The sequence below is a fragment of the Glaciimonas sp. CA11.2 genome (genome assembly GCF_034314045.1).
Lineage (GTDB): Bacteria > Pseudomonadota > Gammaproteobacteria > Burkholderiales > Burkholderiaceae_D > Glaciimonas.
Window position 1 is genome coordinate 4,004,903 of sequence record NZ_JAVIWL010000001.1, and the last position, 22,760, is coordinate 4,027,662.

At 51.0% G+C, this 22,760-nt stretch carries 26 protein-coding genes; 18 read left to right on the forward strand and 8 right to left on the reverse strand.

Features of this window, described 5'->3' with window-relative positions:
- Positions 1–27: 27 nt before the first annotated feature.
- From madL to mdcH, 4 genes are all read left to right on the forward strand, one after another.
- Positions 28–426: a malonate transporter subunit MadL gene (madL, locus tag RGU75_RS17320; protein WP_322238069.1), complete on the forward strand. Its 399-nt coding sequence runs from the start codon at positions 28–30 to the stop codon at positions 424–426.
- 12 nt (positions 427–438) lie between these two features.
- Complete coding sequence (gene madM, locus RGU75_RS17325) at positions 439–1,203, forward strand: malonate transporter subunit MadM (protein WP_322238070.1); 765 nt, start codon at positions 439–441, stop codon at positions 1,201–1,203.
- 550 nt (positions 1,204–1,753) lie between these two features.
- Positions 1,754–2,443: a malonate decarboxylase holo-ACP synthase gene (locus tag RGU75_RS17330; RefSeq protein WP_322238072.1), complete on the forward strand. Its 690-nt coding sequence runs from the start codon at positions 1,754–1,756 to the stop codon at positions 2,441–2,443.
- Complete coding sequence (gene mdcH, locus RGU75_RS17335; protein WP_322238074.1) at positions 2,440–3,366, forward strand: malonate decarboxylase subunit epsilon; 927 nt, start codon at positions 2,440–2,442, stop codon at positions 3,364–3,366. The genes RGU75_RS17330 and mdcH overlap by 4 nt, the downstream gene beginning before the upstream one ends.
- 401 nt (positions 3,367–3,767) lie before the next feature.
- On the opposite strand, the gene RGU75_RS17340 is transcribed toward mdcH, so the two are convergent.
- The 6 genes from RGU75_RS17340 to RGU75_RS17365 form a co-directional block, all read right to left on the reverse strand.
- Positions 3,768–5,555, reverse strand: coding sequence for a cholesterol oxidase substrate-binding domain-containing protein (locus RGU75_RS17340; RefSeq protein WP_416186827.1), 1,788 nt, complete (start codon positions 5,553–5,555; stop codon positions 3,768–3,770).
- Positions 5,556–6,037: 482 nt separating this feature from the next.
- Positions 6,038–6,208 (reverse strand): cytochrome bd-I oxidase subunit CydX, encoded by a 171-nt coding sequence (gene cydX / locus RGU75_RS17345; RefSeq protein ID WP_322238078.1) that lies wholly within the window; start codon positions 6,206–6,208, stop codon positions 6,038–6,040.
- A 77-nt stretch (positions 6,209–6,285) separates the two neighbouring features.
- A complete protein-coding gene (gene cydB / locus RGU75_RS17350; RefSeq protein ID WP_322238079.1) occupies positions 6,286–7,428 on the reverse strand; it encodes a cytochrome d ubiquinol oxidase subunit II in 1,143 nt (380 codons plus the stop codon).
- On the reverse strand, positions 7,425–9,053 hold the full coding sequence (locus tag RGU75_RS17355; protein WP_322238081.1) for a cytochrome ubiquinol oxidase subunit I: 1,629 nt from the start codon (positions 9,051–9,053) through the stop codon (positions 7,425–7,427). Before RGU75_RS17355 ends, cydB begins: the two co-directional genes overlap by 4 nt.
- Positions 9,040–9,363: a cytochrome oxidase putative small subunit CydP gene (gene cydP, locus RGU75_RS17360; protein ID WP_322238083.1), complete on the reverse strand. Its 324-nt coding sequence runs from the start codon at positions 9,361–9,363 to the stop codon at positions 9,040–9,042. Before cydP ends, RGU75_RS17355 begins: the two co-directional genes overlap by 14 nt.
- A 2-nt stretch (positions 9,364–9,365) precedes the next feature.
- Positions 9,366–10,031: a GbsR/MarR family transcriptional regulator gene (locus tag RGU75_RS17365; protein WP_322238085.1), complete on the reverse strand. Its 666-nt coding sequence runs from the start codon at positions 10,029–10,031 to the stop codon at positions 9,366–9,368.
- A gap of 95 nt (positions 10,032–10,126) precedes the next feature.
- Between RGU75_RS17365 and RGU75_RS17370 the strand changes: the two genes are divergently transcribed.
- The 4 genes from RGU75_RS17370 (at position 10,127) to RGU75_RS17385 (ending at position 11,596) form a co-directional block, all read left to right on the forward strand.
- The gene (locus RGU75_RS17370; protein ID WP_322240775.1) at positions 10,127–10,324 is read left to right on the forward strand and encodes a hypothetical protein; all 198 of its coding nucleotides are present in this window, start codon (positions 10,127–10,129) and stop codon (positions 10,322–10,324) included.
- Entirely contained in the window at positions 10,240–10,596 is a 357-nt protein-coding gene (locus RGU75_RS17375) for a type II toxin-antitoxin system RelE/ParE family toxin (RefSeq protein ID WP_322238087.1), read from the forward strand. Before RGU75_RS17370 ends, RGU75_RS17375 begins: the two co-directional genes overlap by 85 nt.
- Positions 10,589–10,912 (forward strand): XRE family transcriptional regulator, encoded by a 324-nt coding sequence (locus RGU75_RS17380; RefSeq protein WP_322238089.1) that lies wholly within the window; start codon positions 10,589–10,591, stop codon positions 10,910–10,912. Before RGU75_RS17375 ends, RGU75_RS17380 begins: the two co-directional genes overlap by 8 nt.
- Positions 10,913–11,359: 447 nt before the next feature.
- Complete coding sequence (locus RGU75_RS17385) at positions 11,360–11,596, forward strand: hypothetical protein (RefSeq protein ID WP_322238091.1); 237 nt, start codon at positions 11,360–11,362, stop codon at positions 11,594–11,596.
- 62 nt (positions 11,597–11,658) lie between these two features.
- Here RGU75_RS17385 and RGU75_RS17390 read toward each other — a convergent pair whose 3' ends face one another.
- Together RGU75_RS17390 and RGU75_RS17395 are read right to left on the reverse strand one after the other, a co-directional pair.
- Positions 11,659–12,078 (reverse strand): hypothetical protein, encoded by a 420-nt coding sequence (locus tag RGU75_RS17390; protein WP_322238093.1) that lies wholly within the window; start codon positions 12,076–12,078, stop codon positions 11,659–11,661.
- Between the two features lie 166 nt (positions 12,079–12,244).
- Positions 12,245–12,571 carry a hypothetical protein gene (locus RGU75_RS17395; protein WP_322238095.1) on the reverse strand — a complete coding sequence of 109 codons (327 nt, stop codon included), beginning with the start codon at positions 12,569–12,571 and terminating at the stop codon, positions 12,245–12,247.
- Here RGU75_RS17395 and RGU75_RS17400 point away from each other — a divergent pair.
- From RGU75_RS17400 to RGU75_RS17445, 10 genes are all read left to right on the forward strand, one after another.
- Entirely contained in the window at positions 12,570–13,718 is a 1,149-nt protein-coding gene (locus RGU75_RS17400; protein ID WP_322238097.1) for an ABC transporter substrate-binding protein, read from the forward strand. The two genes, RGU75_RS17395 and RGU75_RS17400, sit on opposite strands and share 2 nt — an antisense overlap.
- Positions 13,719–13,736: 18 nt before the next feature.
- Positions 13,737–14,609 (forward strand): branched-chain amino acid ABC transporter permease, encoded by an 873-nt coding sequence (locus RGU75_RS17405; RefSeq protein ID WP_322238099.1) that lies wholly within the window; start codon positions 13,737–13,739, stop codon positions 14,607–14,609.
- A gap of 11 nt (positions 14,610–14,620) precedes the next feature.
- Positions 14,621–15,502, forward strand: a complete 882-nt coding sequence (locus tag RGU75_RS17410) for a branched-chain amino acid ABC transporter permease (protein WP_322238100.1) — start codon at positions 14,621–14,623, stop codon at positions 15,500–15,502.
- A complete protein-coding gene (locus RGU75_RS17415) occupies positions 15,499–16,260 on the forward strand; it encodes an ABC transporter ATP-binding protein (protein ID WP_322238102.1) in 762 nt (253 codons plus the stop codon). Before RGU75_RS17410 ends, RGU75_RS17415 begins: the two co-directional genes overlap by 4 nt.
- Positions 16,257–16,970: an ABC transporter ATP-binding protein gene (locus RGU75_RS17420; RefSeq protein WP_322238104.1), complete on the forward strand. Its 714-nt coding sequence runs from the start codon at positions 16,257–16,259 to the stop codon at positions 16,968–16,970. Before RGU75_RS17415 ends, RGU75_RS17420 begins: the two co-directional genes overlap by 4 nt.
- 1 nt (position 16,971) lies before the next feature.
- Complete coding sequence (locus RGU75_RS17425; RefSeq protein ID WP_322238106.1) at positions 16,972–18,564, forward strand: AMP-binding protein; 1,593 nt, start codon at positions 16,972–16,974, stop codon at positions 18,562–18,564.
- A gap of 79 nt (positions 18,565–18,643) precedes the next feature.
- Positions 18,644–19,117 (forward strand): MaoC/PaaZ C-terminal domain-containing protein, encoded by a 474-nt coding sequence (locus RGU75_RS17430; RefSeq protein WP_322238108.1) that lies wholly within the window; start codon positions 18,644–18,646, stop codon positions 19,115–19,117.
- Between the two features lie 147 nt (positions 19,118–19,264).
- Positions 19,265–19,708 carry a MaoC family dehydratase N-terminal domain-containing protein gene (locus RGU75_RS17435; RefSeq protein WP_322238110.1) on the forward strand — a complete coding sequence of 148 codons (444 nt, stop codon included), beginning with the start codon at positions 19,265–19,267 and terminating at the stop codon, positions 19,706–19,708.
- Positions 19,709–19,718: 10 nt separating this feature from the next.
- Positions 19,719–20,138, forward strand: a complete 420-nt coding sequence (locus RGU75_RS17440; RefSeq protein WP_322238112.1) for a MaoC family dehydratase — start codon at positions 19,719–19,721, stop codon at positions 20,136–20,138.
- 290 nt (positions 20,139–20,428) lie between these two features.
- Positions 20,429–22,750 (forward strand): acyl-CoA dehydrogenase, encoded by a 2,322-nt coding sequence (locus RGU75_RS17445; RefSeq protein ID WP_322238114.1) that lies wholly within the window; start codon positions 20,429–20,431, stop codon positions 22,748–22,750.
- Positions 22,751–22,760 lie beyond the last annotated feature (10 nt).

Below are 22,760 nucleotides of genomic sequence, written 5' to 3' on the forward strand. Positions count from 1 at the left end.
ATACTGAAATTATTTAAGGAGACAAACATGATTATCTATGGAACGGCTTTATTAGCCATTTGCCATTTGCTCGGTATCTTTCTGGGCGATTTGTTGGGACATTTGATCGGCGTCAAAACCAACGTCGGTGGTGTCGGTATCGCTATGCTGCTGCTCATTTTCGCTCGACTATATATGCAACCACGTGGACTTTTACCAAAGCCAACGGAGGCCGGTGTCGGCTTTTGGTCGGCTATGTATATCCCTGTAGTGGTGGCGATGGCGGCACAACAAAATGTAGTTGCTGCGTTGCGCGGCGGCCCGGTAGCGCTGATTTCGGCATTTGGTGCCGTTGCTCTTTGCGCTTGCTGTATTTCGCTGATCAATCGGATGGAACCTCAGACCGATACAGATCCCTTTGCAGTTGAACCAGTGCCAGCGGCTTAAAGGGGAGACATCATGCTAGCAATTTTTGAAAAAGCGTTGCAACAGAATGGATTGATTACCGCCTTTGCTGTAGTTGGTATCATCGTGCTGATATCCGGTTATATTTCGCGCAAGCTGACTTTCGGTCGCGTGCATGGATCAGCCTTTGCGATTCTCATTGGCCTCGTGCTGGCGTATTGGGGCGGCCTGCATACCGGCGGCGAAAAGGGATTAGCAGATATTTCTCTTTTTAGTGGAATCGGCCTGATGGGCGGTGCCATGTTGCGTGATTTTGCCATCGTCGCAACCGCATTTGAAGTACAGGCGACCGAGGCGCGCAAAGCCGGTTTGATCGGCGTGGTGTCATTGCTTCTTGGGACAATCGTACCGTTTATAGTCGGTGCCAGCGTCGCCTATGCTTTCGGCTATTCCGATGCGGTTAGCATGACCACTATTGGGGCGGGCGCGATCACTTACATCGTCGGCCCCGTTACTGGCGCAGCGATAGGTGCTAGTTCTGACGTGATGGCATTGAGTATTGCTACCGGCCTGCTCAAAGCCATCATGGTCATGGTCGGGACCCCAATTGCAGCACGCTTTTTAGGTCTCAAAACACCACGATCAGCAATGGTATTTGGCGGTCTGGCTGGCACGGTAAGTGGGGTCTCCGCAGGATTAGCGGCGACCGACCGACGTCTGGTTCCGTATGGTGCGCTGGTGGCGACATTCCATACCGGTATCGGCTGTCTGCTTGGTCCATCAGTGTTATATTTTGCGGTCAAAGCTTTGATGGGGTAGAGTCAGGAATTAAGAATTAAAGTAGCCATCAAGCGAGAGCGTATTGACATATAAAGCTTATAGATGAGGTTAGTACAACTAAATCATATCCAATATGAAGGCTGTTGTTGTTGACCTACCCGTCATTGGCGCTGCCAAATGTTTTAGTCATCAGGCGGGAATTGTTGGGAAACATGTTTCAGCCAAAGGCGAGTTGGTTTCTCAACCCGCATGATGACTAAAACACTTGGGGACCCGACCAACGGGAGGGCAGCGCCTCTGCGGTCACCTTCTTTTTGGTTACTTTATCTTGGCGAAGCAAGAAAAAGTGACTGGCTATCGGGCCACCCCCGATCAGCATCCACGGAGTACCAACCGTTTCAATTATCGACGAACCGAAACCGTAGCAATAAATTCTATTAAGTAATTTTTAAATCAACATTAGAATGTCAATACAACCAAGTATGAAATATATATTGTCTTAGATTACCCCAATCGTATTTTTATACGGTTGGGGTAAAAACGACTGATTCATCTTTTCATTCATTCCACTGATCGCCTAATTGTTGTGATGCCAAACCAAATTACTCACAATGGAAGCAAGACCACACCGCGACCGCATGATCTGTTATGGATCACCGGGGTGGAAGGACTCGCGACGGATCAGTTGTTACCAACCTGGGCAACCGCCGAGTGGTTGGCTGTTGCGCCGGTGGTGATACGCCGCGAAACTGTTACTGATTGCGCATGGCTGCCGGTGGGTTTGCGTGGCACAACACGGAGCGAACGCTTTAAGGCGCTGCTATCGGTAGATGCGATAAAACGTTGCGTGCAGCCCGAGTTTTTGGTGCAGACCGAAGCGTGGAATATTCACTCGCAATGTGGCGCGTTTCCCGCAGTGAAGACATTGGCCAGTATGGCATCTTCTCTGACCAATATAGGTTTGCATTGGGGGCCGACCGGCAGCGTAGGTTTTGCGCTGGCAACGGGATTGCCGGTATTGCGGGATGAAAGCGATCTGGATATTGTTTTGCATGCACCGTCACCGATATCTCCCGAAAAAATGTCCTTATTGCAAGACCTACTTGATTCGCAAATGTGCCGTATTGATTTGCAAATCGATACCGGTTCGGGCGGCTTCGCTTTTGCTGAATGGGCGGCTGGTCGCAAGACCATTTTGCTGAAAACCGGTAACGGTCCTGTTCTGACCGCTGATCCGTGGTCAGAAAGTCATCAACTCGATACTCACCGCCTGCCATGAGCGTGCTGTTCACGTTTCCCGGGCAGGGCGCACAAAGATCCGGCATGCTACACGCGCTTCCTCGCGAGCCAGAAGTATTGCGCACGCTGGAAGAAGCCTGCATCGTCCTTGGTAGTGATCCTTTGCTGCTCGATACCGCCGCAGCGCTGACATCAACCTACGCAGTACAGCTTTGCTTGCTCATCGCGGGCGTTGCCATGGCACGAGTTTTTGTAGCGCATCATGCGGGACCGGATATGGTGGCCGGCTTATCGATAGGCGCATATCCAGCAGCGGTTGTCGCCGGTATTCTCAATTTCGATGATGCGATGCGGCTGGTACAGCGACGCGGTCACTTGATGGAGAGCGCCTATCCAGTGGGTTATGGCATGGCGGCGATCAGTGGAATCGATCGTTATCAACTCGCTCCCATTATTGCGAATATTCATTCGACAAAAACCCCCGTTTATCTCGCTAATTTGAATGGGCTAAGACAGAACGTCATCTCCGGTTCGGAGGAAGCGATGCAATCAGTGATGACTCTGGCGTTGGTATCAGGTGCGACCAGCGCAGTGCGGCTAGCGGTGAACGTTCCCTCCCACTGTGAACTATTCAATCCGGCTGCGCTTGATATGCAAGATGCTTTTTCTAGTGTAAAAGTCAGTCGACCAACACTGACGTATCTGAGTGCCAGCGCCACAAGGGCGCTCTTCGATCCGACAATGATCGCCAGCGATCTCGCCAACAATATGGCAACGCAAGTGCACTGGTCGGAGACAGCAAGACTGGGATGGGAACGCGGTGCGCGCCTAGCAATAGAGATGCCGAGCGGGACGGTATTAACCAATCTGACGACGCCTTTGTTCACAGAGGGTTTGGCGATTGCCTGTGAAAATAATCGCCTCGATACGTTGCTGGCGTTGGTTGCGCGTGAGCGTGGTTGATTTAAAAATATAGGTCGTATTTGTTGTTGAGGCGCTTTGTTTGGTGGCGGTAAATTCCACAATAACGTCTTGGATCCAAACTGCACTTCACCCTTAAATACGATAACTGCATCCCACTGGGCTTGCGTAACAACCTCAGTAGCGCAGTGAGTTTAGGCGTAAATCCGCATATCCATCGTCTGAATGGACGCTCAGGGTCGGTACGCGGTACGGTTAGAGCAGTCTACTTCTGCATGATGTGCATTCCGTCTATTGAAAATGACAGCAGTGATGAAGAATAAAAAAACGTTGCGCAAACGACGCATTGCGCAACGAAAAAAAGTACCGCTTTTGGCTATTTTCGTCGATGTGACGGAAATTTCAGCTATGTGGACGCTACCCTTGTTTGCGAAACATTCAGGCTAAATACTTAAACTATCGTGCAATGCTGATGAGAAAATGCGATACGGATCGTGCTTACTCAAACCTGCTTTGGCCGTGTCCCAATTGCTTGCGGACGACTGCCCCACTCTGAAGGTATTTGGAACCGTGGTCTGCAGCGCGAGAGGGTCCGACCAGGCCGATTGGTCCGAGTATCCCCATCCTTTTGACCATTCTGGACGCACGCTGGCGTAACTGCCGCTGTAGTTGGCGTTTATCCATTGTTCGATCTCCCGATAAAACCGATTCGCATATGGCGTACCTGGGAAGGTCAGAATATCGAGCCAGACAGCGGTATCCCACTCAGGGCGATCCGGGCGTGGACGCAATGCGGAAAGAATAGGCGATACGCCGTTCGAAGAAGGAACGTCATTCGGATTATCCAGACCGGTAACGCGTATCTCGACCGGACCATTCATCGGAAAGCGATGCATTTGTTGGTATGCAGCAAGACGTTTCTGATAAAACGTCGTGAACTCGTTGATCACACGCTGAACATTTTCACGCTTGGTCAGCACTGCATACCCGTTGGCAGTGACATGCAATGTAGTGGGCCGAACGTATAACAAAAGATTCTTCGACCATCCCCATAAATCCCACGAAACCGTCGTCACCAACCCTGCCGACGCGGCGGCGTATTGAACATTGCCATAAGACGGCGTCATTCCTCCCTGTCCCAAAGTGACGATTTTATATGTCAGCTCACTCACCGAATCAGGAATATTGTCCGAGAAGGTGTAATTGAACGGTTGCGTCGTCAATCGCGATAAAAAAGGTTTATTCGGCGACACTGTCCAGACCTTTACCCAAGGTTTGCTGGTGAACGGAAACCAGATTGCTTCGACGCGCCCGGCACTATCCAAAAAATTGGAGAAGGAGCGACCGCTTGAGGCCACCGGCCCGAACAATTCAGTGGCAGGAATATTGAACCAGCTCTGGCAGCGAAGGCGCTGATTTTGTGACACTTGCAGAGTTACTTCGACAATAAATGCACGGCCGATATGCACCAGCAAAGCAGCAATCTCTGGATCGCTCCGGACAAATTCTCTCAAAACATAACTGCGGCTGTCGTCGTCATATACCACTGCGGTCAACGCCAGGATCAAATTTGCCACCGAACCGTAAGTGCCGCCAGCCAGTGGCTTTTCACCCTTGGCAGGTACACCTGTTCCATGGCCATCAATAGCCAATACGCCACCCAGGGTTATATCGCCGGGTGCGGGTGTGGCGGTCATCCCCAGCCCGGCATTTTCTAACGCCATCAACAGCGCCTCCATCGTGATGCCAGTTTGCGCTGTCACTTGCGGCGTCGGACCCGATTGATCGATGCTGACTGCGGTCAAATGAGCGGTCATATCAAGCATTACCACGGCTGGAAACTCCACGTCGGCGGCAATGCTGAACGGCGACCAATTGTGCATCATGCCACGGGGACGAATTTTATACGCGTTATCTTTGGCCCAGTTAGCGATCTGGACCACATCGTCTGGACTGAGCGGGGAACAGGTCCAGATGTCATCGACCTTGATATCTCCTGCCCAGTTTCGAAAGGTCTGTTTATATAAGGAAATGCCGGGTGGAAAATGTGCAGGCACGCTGCTTGTCGCTGCCTGCGCGGCACGTATTCGGGCTAGCGGCAGCCAACCTGTCAATGCACCTACAGTTGCAATTTTGGCGGTACTTAATAAAAAATCTCGACGCTCTGACCTCACTTTTTTTTGCCTTCTTTTGAATCCATTTTCTAATTCTTTGCATAATTTGTTGATCATGAATTGAGCAAAATTTTTCTAAGCCTTGCTACTTTCACGCGGAGCAGGGATAGAAAATCGGCGTAGTTCTGAATAAATTACCGCATGGTTCATACCCTCCCCAATGGTGCTCTTTACATGTCGTCAGGACCTACGCAAATCCGCACTAGCGGCGGTGTGCTTTCCTTGTGCACGTGCCTGTTGTCTGCGTTGGCACGTCATGCGGGACGCGTTTGAACAAGTCCCTATCGCATCAAATAATAGGCGTGATTGTTGCGTGACGGACGGTGTGTGAAGGGGAAATAGGGGAATTACTTAGGGATCAAAAGAAGGAGAAATATGAGCGTTTTTTTATTGCGGTATACCACCAATGTGGTGTCCAATTTTTATTGGACACGCAAGTTAAGCGGATTGATCCCGACTTATCCGATGAGGATTGTGATATGTGGAGAGAGTCAAGGAGTCGGCACGCCATTTTGGATGGCTTTTTCTGCCGACATCGACTATTTTTTTTGCAATTTGCTCTCTTCCTCTTTCGCCGCATCTTCAAAACGTCCACGTGTCGTGTCTTCATCGCGGCTGCCAAATGCATAGTTGGACTCTAGCCACATCACGTTGATGATGCCGAAGGCGAGTGCCAATCCAACTCCTAAAATCCATGCGAAATACCACATAACTTCTCCTTTTTTTCCTTACTCCTATTTTAATCATAGGAGTAAGGAATGTTAGTAACCAACGTTAGCAATCAATATTAATAAGCAGTATGTTCGTTATCGTGAATATCCTGAATGGTCACCTTGCCGCGCATGATGCGATATACCCAACTGGTGTATAGAATGATGATCGGCAGCATGATGACGACGACCCAAAACATAATGCCCAGCGTCTTATAACTTGAAACTGCATCCCAGACCGTCAAGCTGCTGCCGGGATCGAGTGAGGAGGGCATAACAAATGGAAACATCGCTGTGCCGGCCGTTAAAATAATACACGTCACCGCGACACCGCTCGATAGAAATGCTGGCAATGCCTTTCGAGCTAGACTACATATTATGCACAAGAGTGCCGCGACGACAGCAATGACAGGAAACGCCCAGATTACCGGCCATTTTGTATAGTTGTCCATCCAGGCACCCGCAGCTGTAACAACGGTTTTGGCGGTTGGCATGAACGCGCTGTTGGCATCTGGCATGGCGGTGATGCGATAGCCATGGATGCCGGTGGCGATCCAAAAGCCGCCGATGACGAACAGTACGATAGTGACCAAAGCTGCGCCGATAGCAATTTTGCTTGCGCGCAGTGCGATCACGTCTTCCGTTTTAGTCTGCAAAAAACCAGCGCCGTGCATGACCAGCATGGCGATGCTGAGAACGCCTGACAATAGGCCAAATGGATTGAGTAATCCAAAGAAGCCGCCAATATATTCGACCCGCATGGTGTCGTCGTAATGAAAGGGGACGCCCAATAATAGATTGCCGAAAGCAACCCCAAAAATCAGTGCGGGCACTAATCCGCCAGCAAACAGACCCCAATCCCAAAAGTTGCGCCAGCGCGGATCGGCGATTTTGCTCCGATAGTCGAATCCAACGGGCCGGAAAAATAAGGAAAATAGTAATAACATGAGGGCGACATAAAATCCGGAAAAAGCCGCTCCGTAGACCAGTGGCCATACTGCGAACAACGCGCCGCCAGCGGTGATGAACCAGGTTTGATTGCCTTCCCAAGTGCTGCCGATAGAGTTGATGACAACCCGCCGTTCGGTATCGGTCTTGCCGATAAACGGCAGCATGATACCGACGCCAAAGTCAAAACCGCCGGTCAAGGCGAACCCGACCAATAGCACACCGACAAAACCCCACCAAATAATTTTTAATGTTTCATAGTCGAAAATCATGGCGTTTTCCCTTCAATGACCAGTTTAGGGTCACGGTCAGTATTTTTTACGGCGGTGTTCGATTGGATTTTTTCCAGAATCTCCCAATGATATTTGCCCGTGTGCAGACTACTTGGGCCGCGTCGTGCGTATTTCACCATCAGGATCATTTCGATCACGAACAAGAAACTGTAGAACAGCAGGAAGCCAGCCAGACTGAAATACAAGCTCGAAGGTTGCAGGGTCGAGGCCGATAAATGTGTGGGTAAAATACCCGAAATGGTCCACGGTTGACGGCCGTATTCAGCCAACAGCCAGCCCAGTTCAATCGCGACCCAAGGCAGTGGAATACTGTACATTGCCAGTCGCAACAGCCAGCGTTGTTGGGCAAGTTTTTTCCGTATCAGAAAATAGAACGATGTAGAAAAAATAAACAGGAACAGGATGCCGAGCGCGACCATCAAACGGAATGACCAGAACATCGGCGCGATTTTAGGAAAGGTGTCGTTGACCGCCATCGCAATTTGTTCGGGCGTTGCATCCACCACGGCTGGCGTATATTTTTTCAGCAGCAGACCAAAACCCAGATCATTTTTGAGCTTATCAAATGCTGCAATGGCTTCTGGTGATTTGTCGCCGGATTTAAGCCGCGTCAGCGCAGCGTAAGCCAGCATGCCGTTACGGATGCGGACTTCATGTTCCTTTTTTAAATCAATAATGCCGGTAATTTGTTTGTCGACCGAACGGGTGCCAATCAGACCCAACACGTAGGGAATTTTGACTGCGTAATCAGTACGCTGTTCCTTCTCATTGGGCCAACCAAAGACCGTGATCCCCGCCGGTGCTGGTTCGGTATGCCACTCGGCTTCCATCGCCGCCATTTTGACTTTGTTGACTTCACCTGCGGTATAACCTGATTCGTCACCGAGGACGATAACCGATAAAGTTGCGGCCAGACCGAAACCCGCAGCAATCGCAAATGAGCGCAGTGCAAATGCGGTGTCACGACCTCTTAGTAGATAGAAAGAAGAGATGCCCAACACAAACATCGATGCGGCAACATAACCGGCTGAGAGCGTGTGCACAAACTTGACCTGCGCCACCGGATTGAATATCACATCAATGATACTGGTCAGTTCCATCCGCATAGTGGCGTAATTGAATTCCGCGCCAACCGGATTATTCATCCATCCATTGGCGATCAAAATCCATAGGGCTGAAAGGCTTGAACCCAGCGCCACCAAAAAAGTGATGAACAGATGCTGGACCCTTGATAGACGATCCCAGCCGAAGAAAAACAAGCCGACGAAAGTCGATTCAAGGAAGAACGCCATCATGCCTTCAAGCGCCAAAGGCGTGCCGAAAATGTCACCTACGTAGTGTGAATAGTAGGACCAGTTGGTCCCAAACTGGAATTCGAGCGTGATACCGGTGGCGATTCCCATCGCAAAGTTAATGCCGAATAATTTGCCCCAAAAGCGGGTCATGTCTTTATAGATCGGACTACCAGTCATCACATAGACCGACTCCATAATCACCAGAATCCAGGCGAGGCCGAGAGTAAGAGGGACGAACAAGAAATGGAACATCGCAGTGGCAGCAAACTGCAGCCGCGATAGATTGACTACTTCATCAATGGGAATCATGAGGCGCCTCGGATGTGGGAGAGGGTGAGTTTGAAACAGAGTTGGATGATGACTGCGCTGGCGGCATAGCTTGCGTCACGTCTGTCGGCGCTGTCAGCTTGGTAGCTGGTGGGAGTGTCGAAGCAGGGCGATTGGTCAAAAAATGTTGCTCCACCAGAGCGGTTGGCATGCGCATTTTTTTGGTTTGCGGCTCTGAGAAAAAAAGCTTCCACAGAACAAACAGAAGCGCTAATTTGATGATCACAATTATTGTGATTTCAACCGCGAGCGGTAATCGAGACCAACGTTTTTGAAAAATAAAAGAGGCCATCTCTATTCTTTCCTGTGAATGTCAGGAGAAGTGATCTTTCCTTTTTCCTGTTCTGCCACCTTGTCTAACTTGGTTTTTTTTGCGGTGGGCGAAAGGCGAAACTTATCTCGCACATCGAGCAACTTGCCCACTTTTGATCCCATTTTCATCAGGGATGCCAGTGTTTCCGGCGATAGCCGTTGCACATCATCAAACCACGAGCTTGATAACTCAATCAAATCATACATCTCGCGCATTCTTTTTTGGGCTTCTTTATCGGATGCCGATGATGGATTTTCTAGCAACGCATCGCGCAGCATCGAGAGAGTCGGCTCAATCTCGCGGCGACGACGCTCTTCTAGCAAGGCCTTAAAAATATCCCAAATATCTTTCGGCGGCTCAAAATACTCACGCCGGTCACCTGGTCGATGCAACAACTTCACCAGCCGCCAGGATTGCAATTCTTTCAATCCCATGCTGACATTTGAGCGAGAAAATGAAAGATAGTCGCCAATTTGATCGGCATTCAATGGCTGGCCAAGAACATAAAGTAGCGCATATATCTGGCCAACTGTCCGGTTAATACCCCAACGACTGCCCATCTCACCAAAATGGGAAATGAAACGTGACGTGAGAGGTGTCAGCGGCGTGAGTTCGCTTGCGCCCAAATCTGTAGAGTTCAATGGCATAAAGTTAAGTAAAGGAGAGTTTAGATTTTTGAATTTTCAGTAATTACTGAAATGTATGATAAATCAGGAAGATTTGCAAGTGGGGCGATTGAAGCGTGAATAACGTAAATATCTCTCTATTGAATAATTTTATGGAGCTGCCGATGCGGTTAGTTGCGGAATATGCACTTGACGGCATATTCACTGAAGGGCATACTTTTGGCATGACATGGGAAATCGAATTTACAATGAGTTTGGAGCGTGGTGGGATGGACTTCGCGATGATGAGCAAGCTTCCGTTCGGGCAAGTGTGAGGCTGCTCGGAGACTATGGACCCAGTCTCCGATTTCCGCATTCGAGTGGAGTCAATGGATCACGGCATAGCCACATGCGCGAGCTTCGTGTCCAACATGCTGGTCGGCCATATCGATTGCTATTTGCTTTTGACCCTCGCCGATCCGTAATCCTATTGTTGGGTGGCGACAAGACCGGCAACCGCTGGTATCACGATAATGTGCCGATTGCCGATCGATTGTATGGCGAGCATTTGGAATTACTTAGAAAGGAAGGGCTGATTGATGACTAGGAAATTTTCGGAGCTTGAAAGTAAGATGTCGCCGGAGTCGCGTGCGCGTTCCGATGCGATCTACCGTCAACTTGTGGCGGAACTTCCTCTTGCAGAATTGCGCCGTGCGCGTGGTTTGTCGCAGAAAACGCTTGCTGGCGTGCTGCACGTTGATCAGGCCAGCATTTCTAAAATGGAGCGCCGCACTGACATGTATATCTCCACGTTGCGCAGTCATATTGAAGCGATGGGCGGAGAATTGGAGATCGTTGCCCGCTTCCCCGACGGTACAGTGAGGATCGCTAACTTTAAGGGTATCGAGCAGACGACCTCTTAAAATCGTCTAGGAAAGCAAATTAGCCCAAGTTGCGCCGGATTAGCCGACTAGATGTTTCTATAGATGCTGGCGAAGCGGTTTGGCGCGTGCGTAAATTCGTGCTTTGCGGCAGCTTGTCTGCCATTAATTGGCTCATTACTATTCTGCTCGATAGGTCATTACTACTTTGGCCTAACACACGCTTGCATGTTCATCAAAACTATTAGATACTCAAAAAATCCCTGAAAAAGAAGGGAATCGGGTTTAGTCGCCTGAATTATCCAAAGCGCACAGACGGCGCAATGCCGTTTTTTTTCGTGCGTATGCCTTGTTGCGCCTTCTTGGGGCGGCAATGGTTGGGAGGCTTCGGCCTGCCGATTGCTTTGGATATCGGTCGACTAACCCGGCTATTTGCCGCCCACCCGTTTAGTCGCGGGAGCGGATTAAACAATATCCAAGAAAACCAAAATGCCAACACACGCTCAAGCAAGCACCGTAAAAAATATCCATATAGTCGACAATCTCACGTTACTACATTGCCGTACCTCTGCGATCCTCGCCACCCTTTCAATGGCGTTTGACAGCCAGCAAGACGGACTGCCGAAAACAACCGTGCAAGAAGTCTTGGAAGTGGCCCAAGATATTCTTAAAAAAGCGCAAGAGGAAGTGACTGCACTCCAGGTGCGCATCACACCACTAGGCTAACACCACGGAGCGCCATCCGAGGATGGTGCCATTCGGCGTAAAAAGAAACATAACGCCGTGGTTTAGTCCGGTAACGCCGCATCAATCAGCAGATCCGCCGACATGAGCCGAATCCGATGATCGACAAAATAGCCTCCCGCCTCGGTATAACGTAAATAGAAGCGGCCGCATGTAAGGCAGCGCGTCACATTGCAGCGGTTGTAAGGGAAAAACCGTGGTGCGATTGGCGCGTCCGGCGATTCATAACGCGTGCCGGCCGGATGAAATTCGACAAACGTGGGTTCGACATAAGGATCTTCAAATAGCGTCCCGACCACTTCAAACAGTGCCTCGTCGAGCGATGGCGGCACAGTTTTCCAATCGACAACATTTTCTGGTCGACATTGGCAGGGTATGGTGGCGTTAACAGACATTTGGGACTTTCCGGACATTTTTGTCATGTCGGTCAAGCTTGCAAAATCCAGCACGACGGGATTTTTCATATCAATCTTTCTTGTTTTCCAAAATGCAACGATACCAATATTGGGGCGAATGTTTGGCCGACCTTTGGCTCGTTACTTCCCAGCTGGTTGTCGACTTATTGCGGCATTGTTACCACATTATTCCTGAGTTATTGGCTGATTTCCCCGATTGTCACAGCTAACCGCGTTACACGGCAAGCAGTTCTCCCGCAATTTTTATCGCTGCGATGTCGGCTACATCTAAAAATAAAAACGTTATCGGATTAAGGAAATGCGAATGCCCACTTTGGAAAAAGCGAATCCGGAGGCGCTTGTATTGCTCTATGATATTTTTGAAATACAGGATTATGCAACGCGGGCTTCGCAAAAATTCATCATGACTTCTCAAAAGATTGACGCTGAAGTGCGGTGAAAAACGGCAGGCTTGCGCAAAAACTGACAACATAAAATCATAATAATGAAGCTTAATCGTGCTAAAGGTGGTGCGATTCAAACTAAACCAGGAGATAGACATGCGCATTTTTGGACGAATTTTTACGGTCGGCTTGAAGGTGGCGGTTTTAGCCTTAGCATTATCTTCGGCATCCGCGACAGTGCAGGCACAAGACGTGACGATTGGCGCTTTGTTTCCAATGAGTGGCTTGAATGCATCCTACGGCGATATTTTTAGTTCAGGTGCCAATTTAGCCGTATCCCATATCAATGCGGACAATATGCTTGGCGGCAAACTAGCGATTCAATATGAGGACAGTCAGGGACTTCCGCAGCAAGGAGTCATCGGTATGAACAAATTGGTCAACGTACAGAAAGTCCCTTACGTTCTTTCTGCATTTACTGGCGTATCCAAAGCGATTTCGACCATTGCCTCGCGCACTAAGACGGTCGCTGTTAATGGCGGTGGGGTCGGTCCTGATCTGGCGGAATTGGGTCCTTATTTCTGGAACACGATCCCGTTAGCAAACTTTGAAGTTCAGGCGATGACGCCGTTCCTTATCAACGAACGTCATCTAAAACGTTTCGTCCTCGTATATGTCGACGACCCATTAGGGCAATCGATTCGTAAGGAGATGGAGGCGACCTTGACGGCCGCCGGTGGACAACTCATGGAATCACTTTCGGTTCCTGCCTCTGCGCAGCAGTTCAGCGGCATCGCTGCCCGTGTGCGCGCCGCCAATCCTGACGTGGTGTATATCGCGTCGTACGGTTCGCAGCAGTTACAGATAATCAAACAGTTCCGCGACAACGGAATCAAACAGCAACTGGCCAGTTACAGCGCATTTTCGGTGCCTGAAATCAATGCACAGCCAGAAGCGCTCGGTTCTTTGTACACCACGCAAAAGATTGATTGGGCTTCAAACGATCCTGTCACCAAGCGCTTTGTTGAGGACTACAAGAAAAAATACGGCAAGATGCCAACTGCCTATATTGCCAACTATTACAACGCAGTGCGCCTGTTTGCATTGCTGGGACAGCAATTACATCTAAAAGGCAAGCCGATCACCGGCGAGAATTTGTTAGCCCAACGTATCGAAACCAAAACCTTCGATCTGGTCGGCGGCAAGGTCACCATTAACGAAAACGGTACGGTGATCACCCCAATGCAGATTAATGAAGTCGATGGCAAAGGCGGCAAAACTGTCGGCGTAGTTGCGGTCAAGTAACAGAAAAGGATCGCAGTCATGCTGATATTACAGCTTTTGATTAACGGTCTACAGGTGGGTGCATTGTATGCACTCATTGCTGTTGGCTTCTCGCTGATTTTTGGCTCAACCAAGATATTTCATTTTGCGCACGGCTCGGCGTTCACCATTGCAGCCTACGTATTTTATGATTTGTATTCGGTGGTGCAGAGTCATTGGATTGTGGCGCTAGGCGGCGCCATCTTTGCGGCGGTGCTGTTTGGGATTTTGCTGGATCGGTTTGTATATGCACCCATTCAGCGTCATGAAGGCTCGTTTTTCACCTTGTTCGTGGCTTCGTTCGGCGTCGGTATCGTGGTTCAAAATGTGATCGGTATCATTTTTGGACGTAGTTTTGTATCGATCAGCACGCCGCTTAGCCGCAGTATCGAGATCGCGTCTGGCCTGTTTGTATCGCCGCTATCGGGCATCACCATCATTTGTGCGATCGTGATTTTTGGTGGATTGCAATATTTCCTCATGCGTACCCATGTCGGTATGGCTTTGCGTGCCTTATCTGAAAATCCTGAGCTGGTACGGACTTATGGATTAAGCCCACGTCGCTTGTCGACCATCGTATTTGCGCTCGGCTCTTTGATGGTGGTTCCGGCGGCGATTATCAGCGGTGCCAGTTCGGGTCTTAATCCTGCCATCGGCCATCACGTGATGCTCATCAGCCTTGCTGCCACCATTGTGGGCGGGGTCGGTAGCCTGCGCGGCGCGGCGTGCGCTGGACTGTTACTCGGCTTGGCAGAAAATCTGGCACTGGTTTATTTCGAACCGCAATGGAGCGAGGCGGTCACGTTCATCGTGCTGTTTCTGTTCATTCTGTTCCGTCCCTCGGGCTTTTTCGGTCGCGCAATTACATCGTAAGGTGCTGATAAATGTTAGCTTACAGTCTTAATCTTGCGACGCTGATTTGTATCAATGCAGTGCTCGCGATTACACTCAATTTCATCATGGGATATGCGGGAATTTTTTCGATTGCCCATGCGATTTTTTTTGGTATCGGTGCTTACACCGCCGCCTATTTTGCGATTCATGTTAGCGCAGCGTTATTTTTGGCGGTCCCGGCGGCGATGATAGCGGCAGCGCTGATGTCACTGATTTTGGCATTGCCCGCATTGCGGGTACGTGGTGAGTATTTTGTCGCTGCGTCGCTCGGGTTGCAGGTATTGGGCGTGACGGTGTTTTCGGAATGGAAATCTGTGACCGGCGGTATCGGCGGCGTGATCGGGATTCCACCGGTTGAGTTGTTCGGTCATGCGGTCGTTGATCCGATGCAATTTTTGCTCCTGACCGTCGTTTGTCTGCTCATGGTCATTGGCATCACCAGTATTTTGTTGCGGTCCAGTTTTGGTCGCAACCTCAAGGCGATACGTGACAGCGAGTCCGCTTCATATGCATTCGGCAAAAATGGTGCTGCCATCAAAACCCTGTCCGTGATGTTGTCCTCATCGCTAGCGGCGGTGGCGGGCGCGTTGTATGCATTTTATTTAGGGTTCATCAACGTCGAAAGCTTCACGCTGGATACTTCGGTATTGCTGATGGCGATGGTGATTATCGGCGGTACCGGCACACTATTGGGGCCAATCGTCGGCGCTGCGTTGTTGATGCTGTTGCCAAGCCTGTTCAGTTATATGTCGTTTCTGCCACAGACCGAAATCGGCTCCATTCAGCAAATCGCCTATGGCGTCGCAATGGTGTTGCTGATGATATTTCGTCCCGGCGGCATTGTGGGCGCGCGCGCAAGGAGTGCAAAATGACGGCATCCACAGGGCAGGTTTTGCTGGAAATTCGGCATCTGAACAAAAGTTTTGGCGGGCTAAAAGTCACCGATGACGTCTCACTGGCTCTGCGTGCTGGCATTGTGACGACGTTGGTTGGGCCAAATGGCGCTGGCAAGACCACGTTATTCAATCTGATTACCGGTCATTTGACGCCTGAATCTGGCGATATTCTCTGGAACGGGCAGTCGATTGTCGGCAAGTCGCATTGGCAGATCGGACGTCTTGGGATTGCCCGCACCTTTCAGGACCTGCGACTCTTCGATCACATGACTGTTGAAGAAAATATTCTCACCGTGATGGAGCCAATTTCATGGTTCTGGCAACCGGGCGGCGCGGCTGCACGTAAGGCGCGACGCGACCGGGTGATCGAAATTCTGGCGGCAACGCGTCTGACGAAAAAAGCCCATGTACGGGCGATTGATTTAGCGTATGCCGAGCGTAAATTTCTTAGCATGGCCCGCATCATGGCGACCGATGCCAAAATCTGGCTACTGGATGAGCCTGCATCGGGGCTTGATCGTGGCTCATATGAACTGTTCCTTGAATTGCTGCGTAATGAAGTCCGCAAAGGTGTCACGGTATGCATCATTGAGCATAATCTGGACATCGTGATCGGCATTTCGGATCGTATTGCGTTTTTAGATCAAGGCAAGTTGCTAGCCGATGGGGAGCCGAAGAGCGTTTTGAATGATCCGCATCTGGCAGCGATTTACTTCGGAGAAAAAGCAGCATGACCAACCCTATATTTAAGACCGAAGGACTGATAGTTGGTTATGGCGGTCGGCCGGTTCTCGATGGCGTGAATATCGAACTGCGCTCCAATGAAGTGCTTTGTCTGATCGGTCATAACGGGGCCGGAAAATCGACCTTACTCAAAACATTGTTTGGGTTGATTCCCCATCAAGGCGGACAGATGTTTCTGGATGGCAAGCCGTTGCCAGTCTCCGAACCGCGCGCGCTGACCGCGTCCGGTATTTCTCTGATGCCGGAAGGCCGTGGCATCTTTCCCGGTTTAACGGTCGCCGAAACTTTAAAGATGGGTTTGTGGGCGGCAGGCGTTCCGCAGAACGAGCGCAGTGATCGACTTGAATGGGTGATGTCGGTATTGCCGCTGTTGCGGACTTTCTATGATCGTCCGGCGGGGACACTGTCCGGCGGGCAACAGCAGATGGTATCGATTGGACGGGCGCTGCTCAGCAAACCGCGTTGTCTTTTGATGGATGAACCATCGATTGGCCTTGCGCCAAAACTGTTTCAGGATCTGTTACGACCGATTCGCGAATTGCATGAGCAGACTGGTATGTCGATTCTGCTGGTGGAACAGAACGTCAAAGAGGCACTGAAAATTTCTGACCGCGTGATCGTCATGAAGTCGGGTGCCATTATTAGAGAGGCGCTGCCGGAAGAATTGTCTGACAACGCCAAATTGATGGAGCTTTATTGATATGTCCTCTTTGCTGACTATTTCAGAATTATTATCGCGTCAAGCGAGGCAGCACCCCGATCAGATTGCCTTTATCGATGGTGATCACGAAACGTCTTATGGTGAATTCGATCGCCTTTGCAACAATACTGCGGCGTGGTTATCCGATCAGGGTATCGGGCCGGGCGACCGGGTGGCGGTGTGGCTTGTTAATCGGATTGAATGGCTGACTTTATACTTTGGATTAGCCCGACTCGGAGCGTCGCTGGTCACAGTCAATACCCGCTATCGTTCGCACGAGTTGGAGTACATTCTTGAGCGCTCGCAAGCAAAGATGCTGGTGCTTCAGCTAAATTTTCGTAAAATCGACTTTCCAGCTATCTTACGTGACGTTAATCATGCAGCCGCCAGCATGCTCACCTGCGTGGCGGTAGTCGATGCGGATGAGGGCATGCCAACCAGTGTTCTCGGCAAACCGACAGTCGGTTTCCATCTTGACAGATTGCCGGATGCTACGGTGCCGGATCGTGGCTCTGAGGACGCACTAAGTATTCTGTTCACAACCTCCGGGACCACCAGCCAGCCCAAGTTGGTCATGCATTTGCAGCGCTCTATTGCCCTGCATAGCCAGCGTGCGGCAAAAGCGTATGGCTTTGAGGATGCCGGTGCACGCCTTTTGGGTGCGCTGCCATTTTGTGGCGTATATGGATTTAATGCAGCATTTGCAGCATTTTCAGCTGGTATACCGGTGGTGATCATGGATACCTTTGATGCAGAGTCGGCAGCACAGTTGATTAATCAGCACAAGGTCACCCATGTATTCGGTAGTGACGAAATGTATCGTCGGCTGGTTGATCAGCGGGGCGGGTACGATCCTTTTCCAACGGCACGCGTGTTCGGTTTTGCCAGCTTTCAGCCGGGCCTGAGCGAGTTCGCCCAAGAGTCCTGGCGGCGTCGGATTCCGATGACCGGACTGTACGGATCGAGCGAAGTGCAGGCACTATTTTCTTTGCAGTCCGCGACGTTGCCGATTACGCAAAGGATTGAAGGCGGCGGCGTACCAGCTAGCCATGACGCTGAAATCCGCATTCGCGACGTGGATACTGGTGAGTTGTTACCGGCGGGTGTCAGTGGAGTGATTGAGATTCGTGCACAGACCAATTTTGCAGGTTATCTGGATAATCTGGAAGCGACCGAAAAAGCAATCGACAAGGATGGTTTTTTCCGCACTGGTGATGTTGGCCTATTGCGGGAAGACGGCTCTTTTGTGTATCAGACCCGACTGGGTGATGCGATTCGTTTGGGTGGCTATCTGGTGAGCCCGGTTGAAATTGAAGATGTCTTGAAAGCCATGCCCGGTGTCGCCGATGTGCAGGTGGTCGCCGTAGATATCGCGCGTCAGATTCGTAGTGTGGCGTTTGTGATCGCACTGCCCAATCAGGTGCTGCAAGAAAGCGAGATGATTGCCACAGCAGCGGCCAGCATGGCGGGCTTTAAGGTGCCAGCACGTATCTGGATGGTCGACGAATTTCCCACCACACAAAGCCCTAACGGCATCAAGATACAACGCGCAAAATTACGCGAAATGGCTCTTCAAAGGATTGCACAGGCTTGACGCATCCCCAAGCTTGATTACTTGCGCCTATTCACCTGCTTCAAGCAGGACGACCTCAAAATAACTGGAGATTTTTTTCATGCGATCACTTTTTTTTGAAGATTTTAAGATTGATCAGACGTTCAAAAGCAGCGGCAGAACCATCACTGAAACGGATTTGACTTTCTTTTCCATGATGTCAGGCGACTGGAACCCTATCCATGCCGATGCAGAATTTGCCAAGGAAACCCGTTATGGTGAGCGCGTCGTACATGGGGTACTGGGCATTGCCATCTGCACCGGCATGCTGCACGAATTGGGTATTTTCGGAAAATCGGCGCTCGCCATGCTCAACTTGCGACACTGGAATTTTATGGCACCGTTACTGGTCGGCGATACGGTGCATCTGGAACTGAAAATAATCGAACTGGAAGTGGGGAAAAGGGGGAATAGCGGCCGCGTAGGACGGCAGTTTCGCCTGATCAATCAAAAAAACGTGATCGTACAAGAAGGCGAAAGCGATATTTTGGTGCTCACGCACAGCGCCAGAGATGCCGTTGAGAACAAAGGATAACGCATGTCAGCGCTTATCCTTATCGATTGGGGCCTGTGAGCGTCATCCGCCAGCATTCGCAAGAATCCTCAGGCATCACTCATAGTGACACCACTTTAATGCGACTATTTCAGGGCATCGTTCTCTCTTTTTTTAAAGGTCAGCATCATGCTCGATAAGAACTACATAGGTCACAAATTGACCGGATTCAGTGCAGAAGCGAATGTAGAGCGGCTGCGCTTTTTTGCCAAGGCCATCGGTCAGCAAGATCCGATTTATACCTATATCTTAGTGGCGCAGAAGGCGGGTTATCCGACCGTGCCGCTGCCGCCGACTTTTCTGTTCTGTCTTGAGATGTCCGCTCCTAATCCCGCGGAAGTGCGTGATCTGCTGGGCATCGATTGGGGCAAGGTGTTACATGGCGGTCAGAGCTTCGTGTATCACCAGATGGCGTTTGCCGGTGACCGCCTCAGCTTTCAGGGGCAGATTATCGATATCTACGACAAGAAGGGCGGGGCGCTCGATTTTGTAGTGATCGATACCCGTGTGACCAATCAGGACGGTGCACTGGTGGCCGAACTACGCAAAACCACCGTCGTTCGCAACACATAGGAGAACGATCATGACATATCCTTCATTTGAGGCATTAGCGGTTGGTGACGCGATCCCGCCATTTACTACCGAACCGATCTCACGCCACACGCTGGCGTTGTATGCGGGCGCATCGGGTGACCATAATCCGATTCACGTTGATCTGGATTTCGCGAAACGTGCAGGGATGGACGACGTGTTCGCCCATGGCATGCTGTCAATGGCTTATCTGGCGCGTCTGCTGACTAACTGGGTGCCGCAAACGGCGATCCGTAGCTACGAGGTACGCTTTGTTGCCGTAACGCAAGTCGCTGAAAGCGTCACGTGCAGCGGCAAAGTGCTTGAGAAATTTACGCATGATGGAGAAAATCGCGTGCGGCTGGAACTGTCGACGGTGAGTCTGGACGGTGCTGTCAAGCTGACTGGTGAGGCCGTCGTTTCTCTATCGTAAATAGTGAACAAGCTGCATCAGGAGCGCAGGCAACCAGCTTTGCCACCGCGCTCCGCTGCGGCTATCTGCCCATAGCCAATATTTTGGCACGCACGATGTTGCGTGCAAGTTAAGGCTAGGCAAACTCCCCCTTCGACGAATAAAAATTGCACCCCGGCGCAGCTTGGCCCCACACTAGCTGAGTCGCATCTGCACATCGGTCCTGGCGGTTTTTTAGTCGCTCGTAGCATGTCGAGCCTGCGCCGGCCGATCGCCCGATCATTCAGCTACCGTAATATGGAGTTTTACGCATGACAACAGATTCCCTCGACGCATTTCGTGATAGCGCACGTGATTTCTTAAGCCGTAAAGATCAACTTAAGCGCCTGCGCGCTCTGGGCGACAACCCGCAGAGTGTTGATCGTGCCGTCTGGCGGGAAATGGCCGACATGGGTTGGCTGGCTATTTTGGTGCCAGAAGCCGAAGGCGGACTTGGTCTGGGATTGCGTGAAGTGGCGGTTATCGCCGAAGAATGCGGTCAACAATTATTGCCAGAACCGTTCATCGCCGCCGCTGTGCAGGTCACCACCGTATTGTGTCAGATATCCAATAGCGAGCTGAAAGCCACATTGTTACCGAAGCTATTGGACGGCGCGCTAATTATTGGTCTGGCGTGGCAAGAGCGGCTTGGGCAACTTGATCCAGATAGTACACTCACCAGCGCCATCGAGAATGGCGAAGGCTTCTCGCTAAACGGGCGCAAGTTATTTGTGACGCCGGGCAGTGATGCTGACGGCTGGATTGTGTCGGCAGATTGCGACGGCACGTTGAAGTTGTTCTGGATTCCTGCAGCGACGCCCGGCCTGCGCTTGGTAGATGCGGTGCGGGTGGACGGCAATGTCATGTGTGAAATGACGCTGGATGGCGTTGACCTGTCCAGCGCAAACGTATTAGCTTCCGGTGCCGCAGCCCACAATGCTTTGTCCGTTGCAAACGATGCGGCGCGCATCGCGCAGGGAGCTGAGCTTTTAGGCGTCATGCGCCGTGCCTTGGCGATCACCATTGATTATTTAAACACACGTCAACAGTTTGGTAAGTTGATCGGCAGTTTTCAGGCGCTTAAGCACCGTGCCGTGGATGGTTATGTGCAGACCGAACTGGCGGCTAGTTGCCTGGCAGATGTATTGACCGCGCTTGATCAAGGCCACGTGCCGCGTGGAATATTAGCAAGTCGGGTGAAGGCACGTTGCGCACACGCTGCGCTGCTGGTAACGCGCATGGCGATTCAGTTGCATGGCGCTATGGGATACACCGATGAATGCGATATCGGCCTGTATTTAAAGCGTGCCTTGCATCTGTCGGCATGGCTTGGCAATGCGTCAGCTAACCGTCAACGTTATTCTGCATTACAACCGAGATTTACCGATGCTGTTGAGTCGGTTGCTGCGCCTTCGCTGATCCGTGACTTTCCGCATGATGCGGATTGGGATGCGATGCCCGAAGCTGAGTTCCGTGCGTTGGTGCGTGGATTTTTTGCGCAGCATTATCCAGAGCAATTGCGCAATATGCCGAGCCGCATGCACTGGAACGAGATGAAGGATTGGTACATGACGCTGTCGCGTCAAGGCTGGGTCGCACCTTCATGGCCGAAAAAATTTGGCGGTATGGGATTGGCGCCGGACAAGATGCTGGCGTGGGTCGACGAGCAGGAACAGTATGGCGTAGCGCGCTCGCCGGACATGGGTATCGTCATGATTGGGCCTTTGCTGATACAGCGCGGCAATGCGGCGCAACAGACCCAGTTTCTGCCGAAGATACTTTCCGGAGAGAATGTCTGGTGCCAAGGTTATTCTGAGCCGGGCGCGGGCTCTGATCTGGCATCGCTACGGACCGAAGCGTTGATCGACGGCGATGAGTTCGTCGTGACCGGAAATAAAACATGGGCGACGCTGGCGCAGGACGCCACCCATATGTTTACATTGGTGCGCACAGATAAAACGGCGAAGAAGCAGGCTGGGATTAGCTTTTTGCTGATTGACCTGAATACGCCTGGCGTGACGATTCGTCCAATCAAAGATATTGGTGGGCACGAAGATTTTTGCGAGGTATTCCTGGATCAGGTGCGGGTACCGTTTGCTAATCTGGTGGGCGAGCTTAATCAGGGTTGGGGAATTGCCAAGGCGTTGCTCGGTTTTGAGCGGATTTTTTTGGGCAGCCCGAAACAGTCGCAATATGCGCTCGCACAGCTTACGGCGCTGGCGGATGCGCGCGGCCTGTTTGCGGGTCCGGCTGCTTCGGCATTCATGGCACGGTACACCGAGTTACAGCTGGATGTGGCTGATTTGTGTGCAGCGTACGCCCACTTCGCTGATATCGTTAAGCGCGGCGAAGCGTTGCCGCCCGGCGTTTCCTTACTGAAAATCTGGGGCTCGGAGACTTATCAAAAAATCTGCATGATGTTGGTAGAAGCGGCCGACGAATATGGTGGCAGCGCCATCGCGGCCGATTTCGGTGGGCTAAAGCTGGATGTCGTATCGATGCTATTTACGTCAACACCCGCCACCATTTACGGCGGCAGCAGCGAAATACAGCGCGACATCATCGCTAAAAATGTGTTGCGTTTGCCGGATTGATCGGCATCCA

Bases quoted from the DNA above. Each gene is read 5' to 3' on its own strand.
- cydP (WP_322238083.1), bottom strand. From the start codon at position 9,363: ATGGCCTCTTTTATTTTTCAAAAACGTTGGTCTCGATTACCGCTCGCG.
- RGU75_RS17420 (WP_322238104.1), top strand. From the start codon at position 16,257: ATGACCAACCCTATATTTAAGACCGAAGGACTGATAGTTGGTTATGGC.
- RGU75_RS17415 (WP_322238102.1), top strand. From the start codon at position 15,499: ATGACGGCATCCACAGGGCAGGTTTTGCTGGAAATTCGGCATCTGAAC.
- RGU75_RS17355 (WP_322238081.1), bottom strand. From the start codon at position 9,053: ATGATTCCCATTGATGAAGTAGTCAATCTATCGCGGCTGCAGTTTGCT.
- RGU75_RS17430 (WP_322238108.1), top strand. From the start codon at position 18,644: ATGCGATCACTTTTTTTTGAAGATTTTAAGATTGATCAGACGTTCAAA.
- RGU75_RS17365 (WP_322238085.1), bottom strand. From the start codon at position 10,031: ATGCCATTGAACTCTACAGATTTGGGCGCAAGCGAACTCACGCCGCTG.
- RGU75_RS17405 (WP_322238099.1), top strand. From the start codon at position 13,737: ATGCTGATATTACAGCTTTTGATTAACGGTCTACAGGTGGGTGCATTG.
- RGU75_RS17390 (WP_322238093.1), bottom strand. From the start codon at position 12,078: ATGAAAAATCCCGTCGTGCTGGATTTTGCAAGCTTGACCGACATGACA.
- madM (WP_322238070.1), top strand. From the start codon at position 439: ATGCTAGCAATTTTTGAAAAAGCGTTGCAACAGAATGGATTGATTACC.
- cydX (WP_322238078.1), bottom strand. From the start codon at position 6,208: ATGTGGTATTTCGCATGGATTTTAGGAGTTGGATTGGCACTCGCCTTC.
- RGU75_RS17380 (WP_322238089.1), top strand. From the start codon at position 10,589: ATGACTAGGAAATTTTCGGAGCTTGAAAGTAAGATGTCGCCGGAGTCG.
- RGU75_RS17410 (WP_322238100.1), top strand. From the start codon at position 14,621: ATGTTAGCTTACAGTCTTAATCTTGCGACGCTGATTTGTATCAATGCA.
- RGU75_RS17445 (WP_322238114.1), top strand. From the start codon at position 20,429: ATGACAACAGATTCCCTCGACGCATTTCGTGATAGCGCACGTGATTTC.
- mdcH (WP_322238074.1), top strand. From the start codon at position 2,440: ATGAGCGTGCTGTTCACGTTTCCCGGGCAGGGCGCACAAAGATCCGGC.
- cydB (WP_322238079.1), bottom strand. From the start codon at position 7,428: ATGATTTTCGACTATGAAACATTAAAAATTATTTGGTGGGGTTTTGTC.
- RGU75_RS17375 (WP_322238087.1), top strand. From the start codon at position 10,240: ATGGGAAATCGAATTTACAATGAGTTTGGAGCGTGGTGGGATGGACTT.
- RGU75_RS17400 (WP_322238097.1), top strand. From the start codon at position 12,570: ATGCGCATTTTTGGACGAATTTTTACGGTCGGCTTGAAGGTGGCGGTT.
- RGU75_RS17340 (WP_416186827.1), bottom strand. From the start codon at position 5,555: ATGATCAACAAATTATGCAAAGAATTAGAAAATGGATTCAAAAGAAGG.
- RGU75_RS17395 (WP_322238095.1), bottom strand. From the start codon at position 12,571: ATGTCTATCTCCTGGTTTAGTTTGAATCGCACCACCTTTAGCACGATT.
- madL (WP_322238069.1), top strand. From the start codon at position 28: ATGATTATCTATGGAACGGCTTTATTAGCCATTTGCCATTTGCTCGGT.
- RGU75_RS17385 (WP_322238091.1), top strand. From the start codon at position 11,360: ATGCCAACACACGCTCAAGCAAGCACCGTAAAAAATATCCATATAGTC.
- RGU75_RS17425 (WP_322238106.1), top strand. From the start codon at position 16,972: ATGTCCTCTTTGCTGACTATTTCAGAATTATTATCGCGTCAAGCGAGG.
- RGU75_RS17435 (WP_322238110.1), top strand. From the start codon at position 19,265: ATGCTCGATAAGAACTACATAGGTCACAAATTGACCGGATTCAGTGCA.
- RGU75_RS17330 (WP_322238072.1), top strand. From the start codon at position 1,754: ATGCCAAACCAAATTACTCACAATGGAAGCAAGACCACACCGCGACCG.
- RGU75_RS17440 (WP_322238112.1), top strand. From the start codon at position 19,719: ATGACATATCCTTCATTTGAGGCATTAGCGGTTGGTGACGCGATCCCG.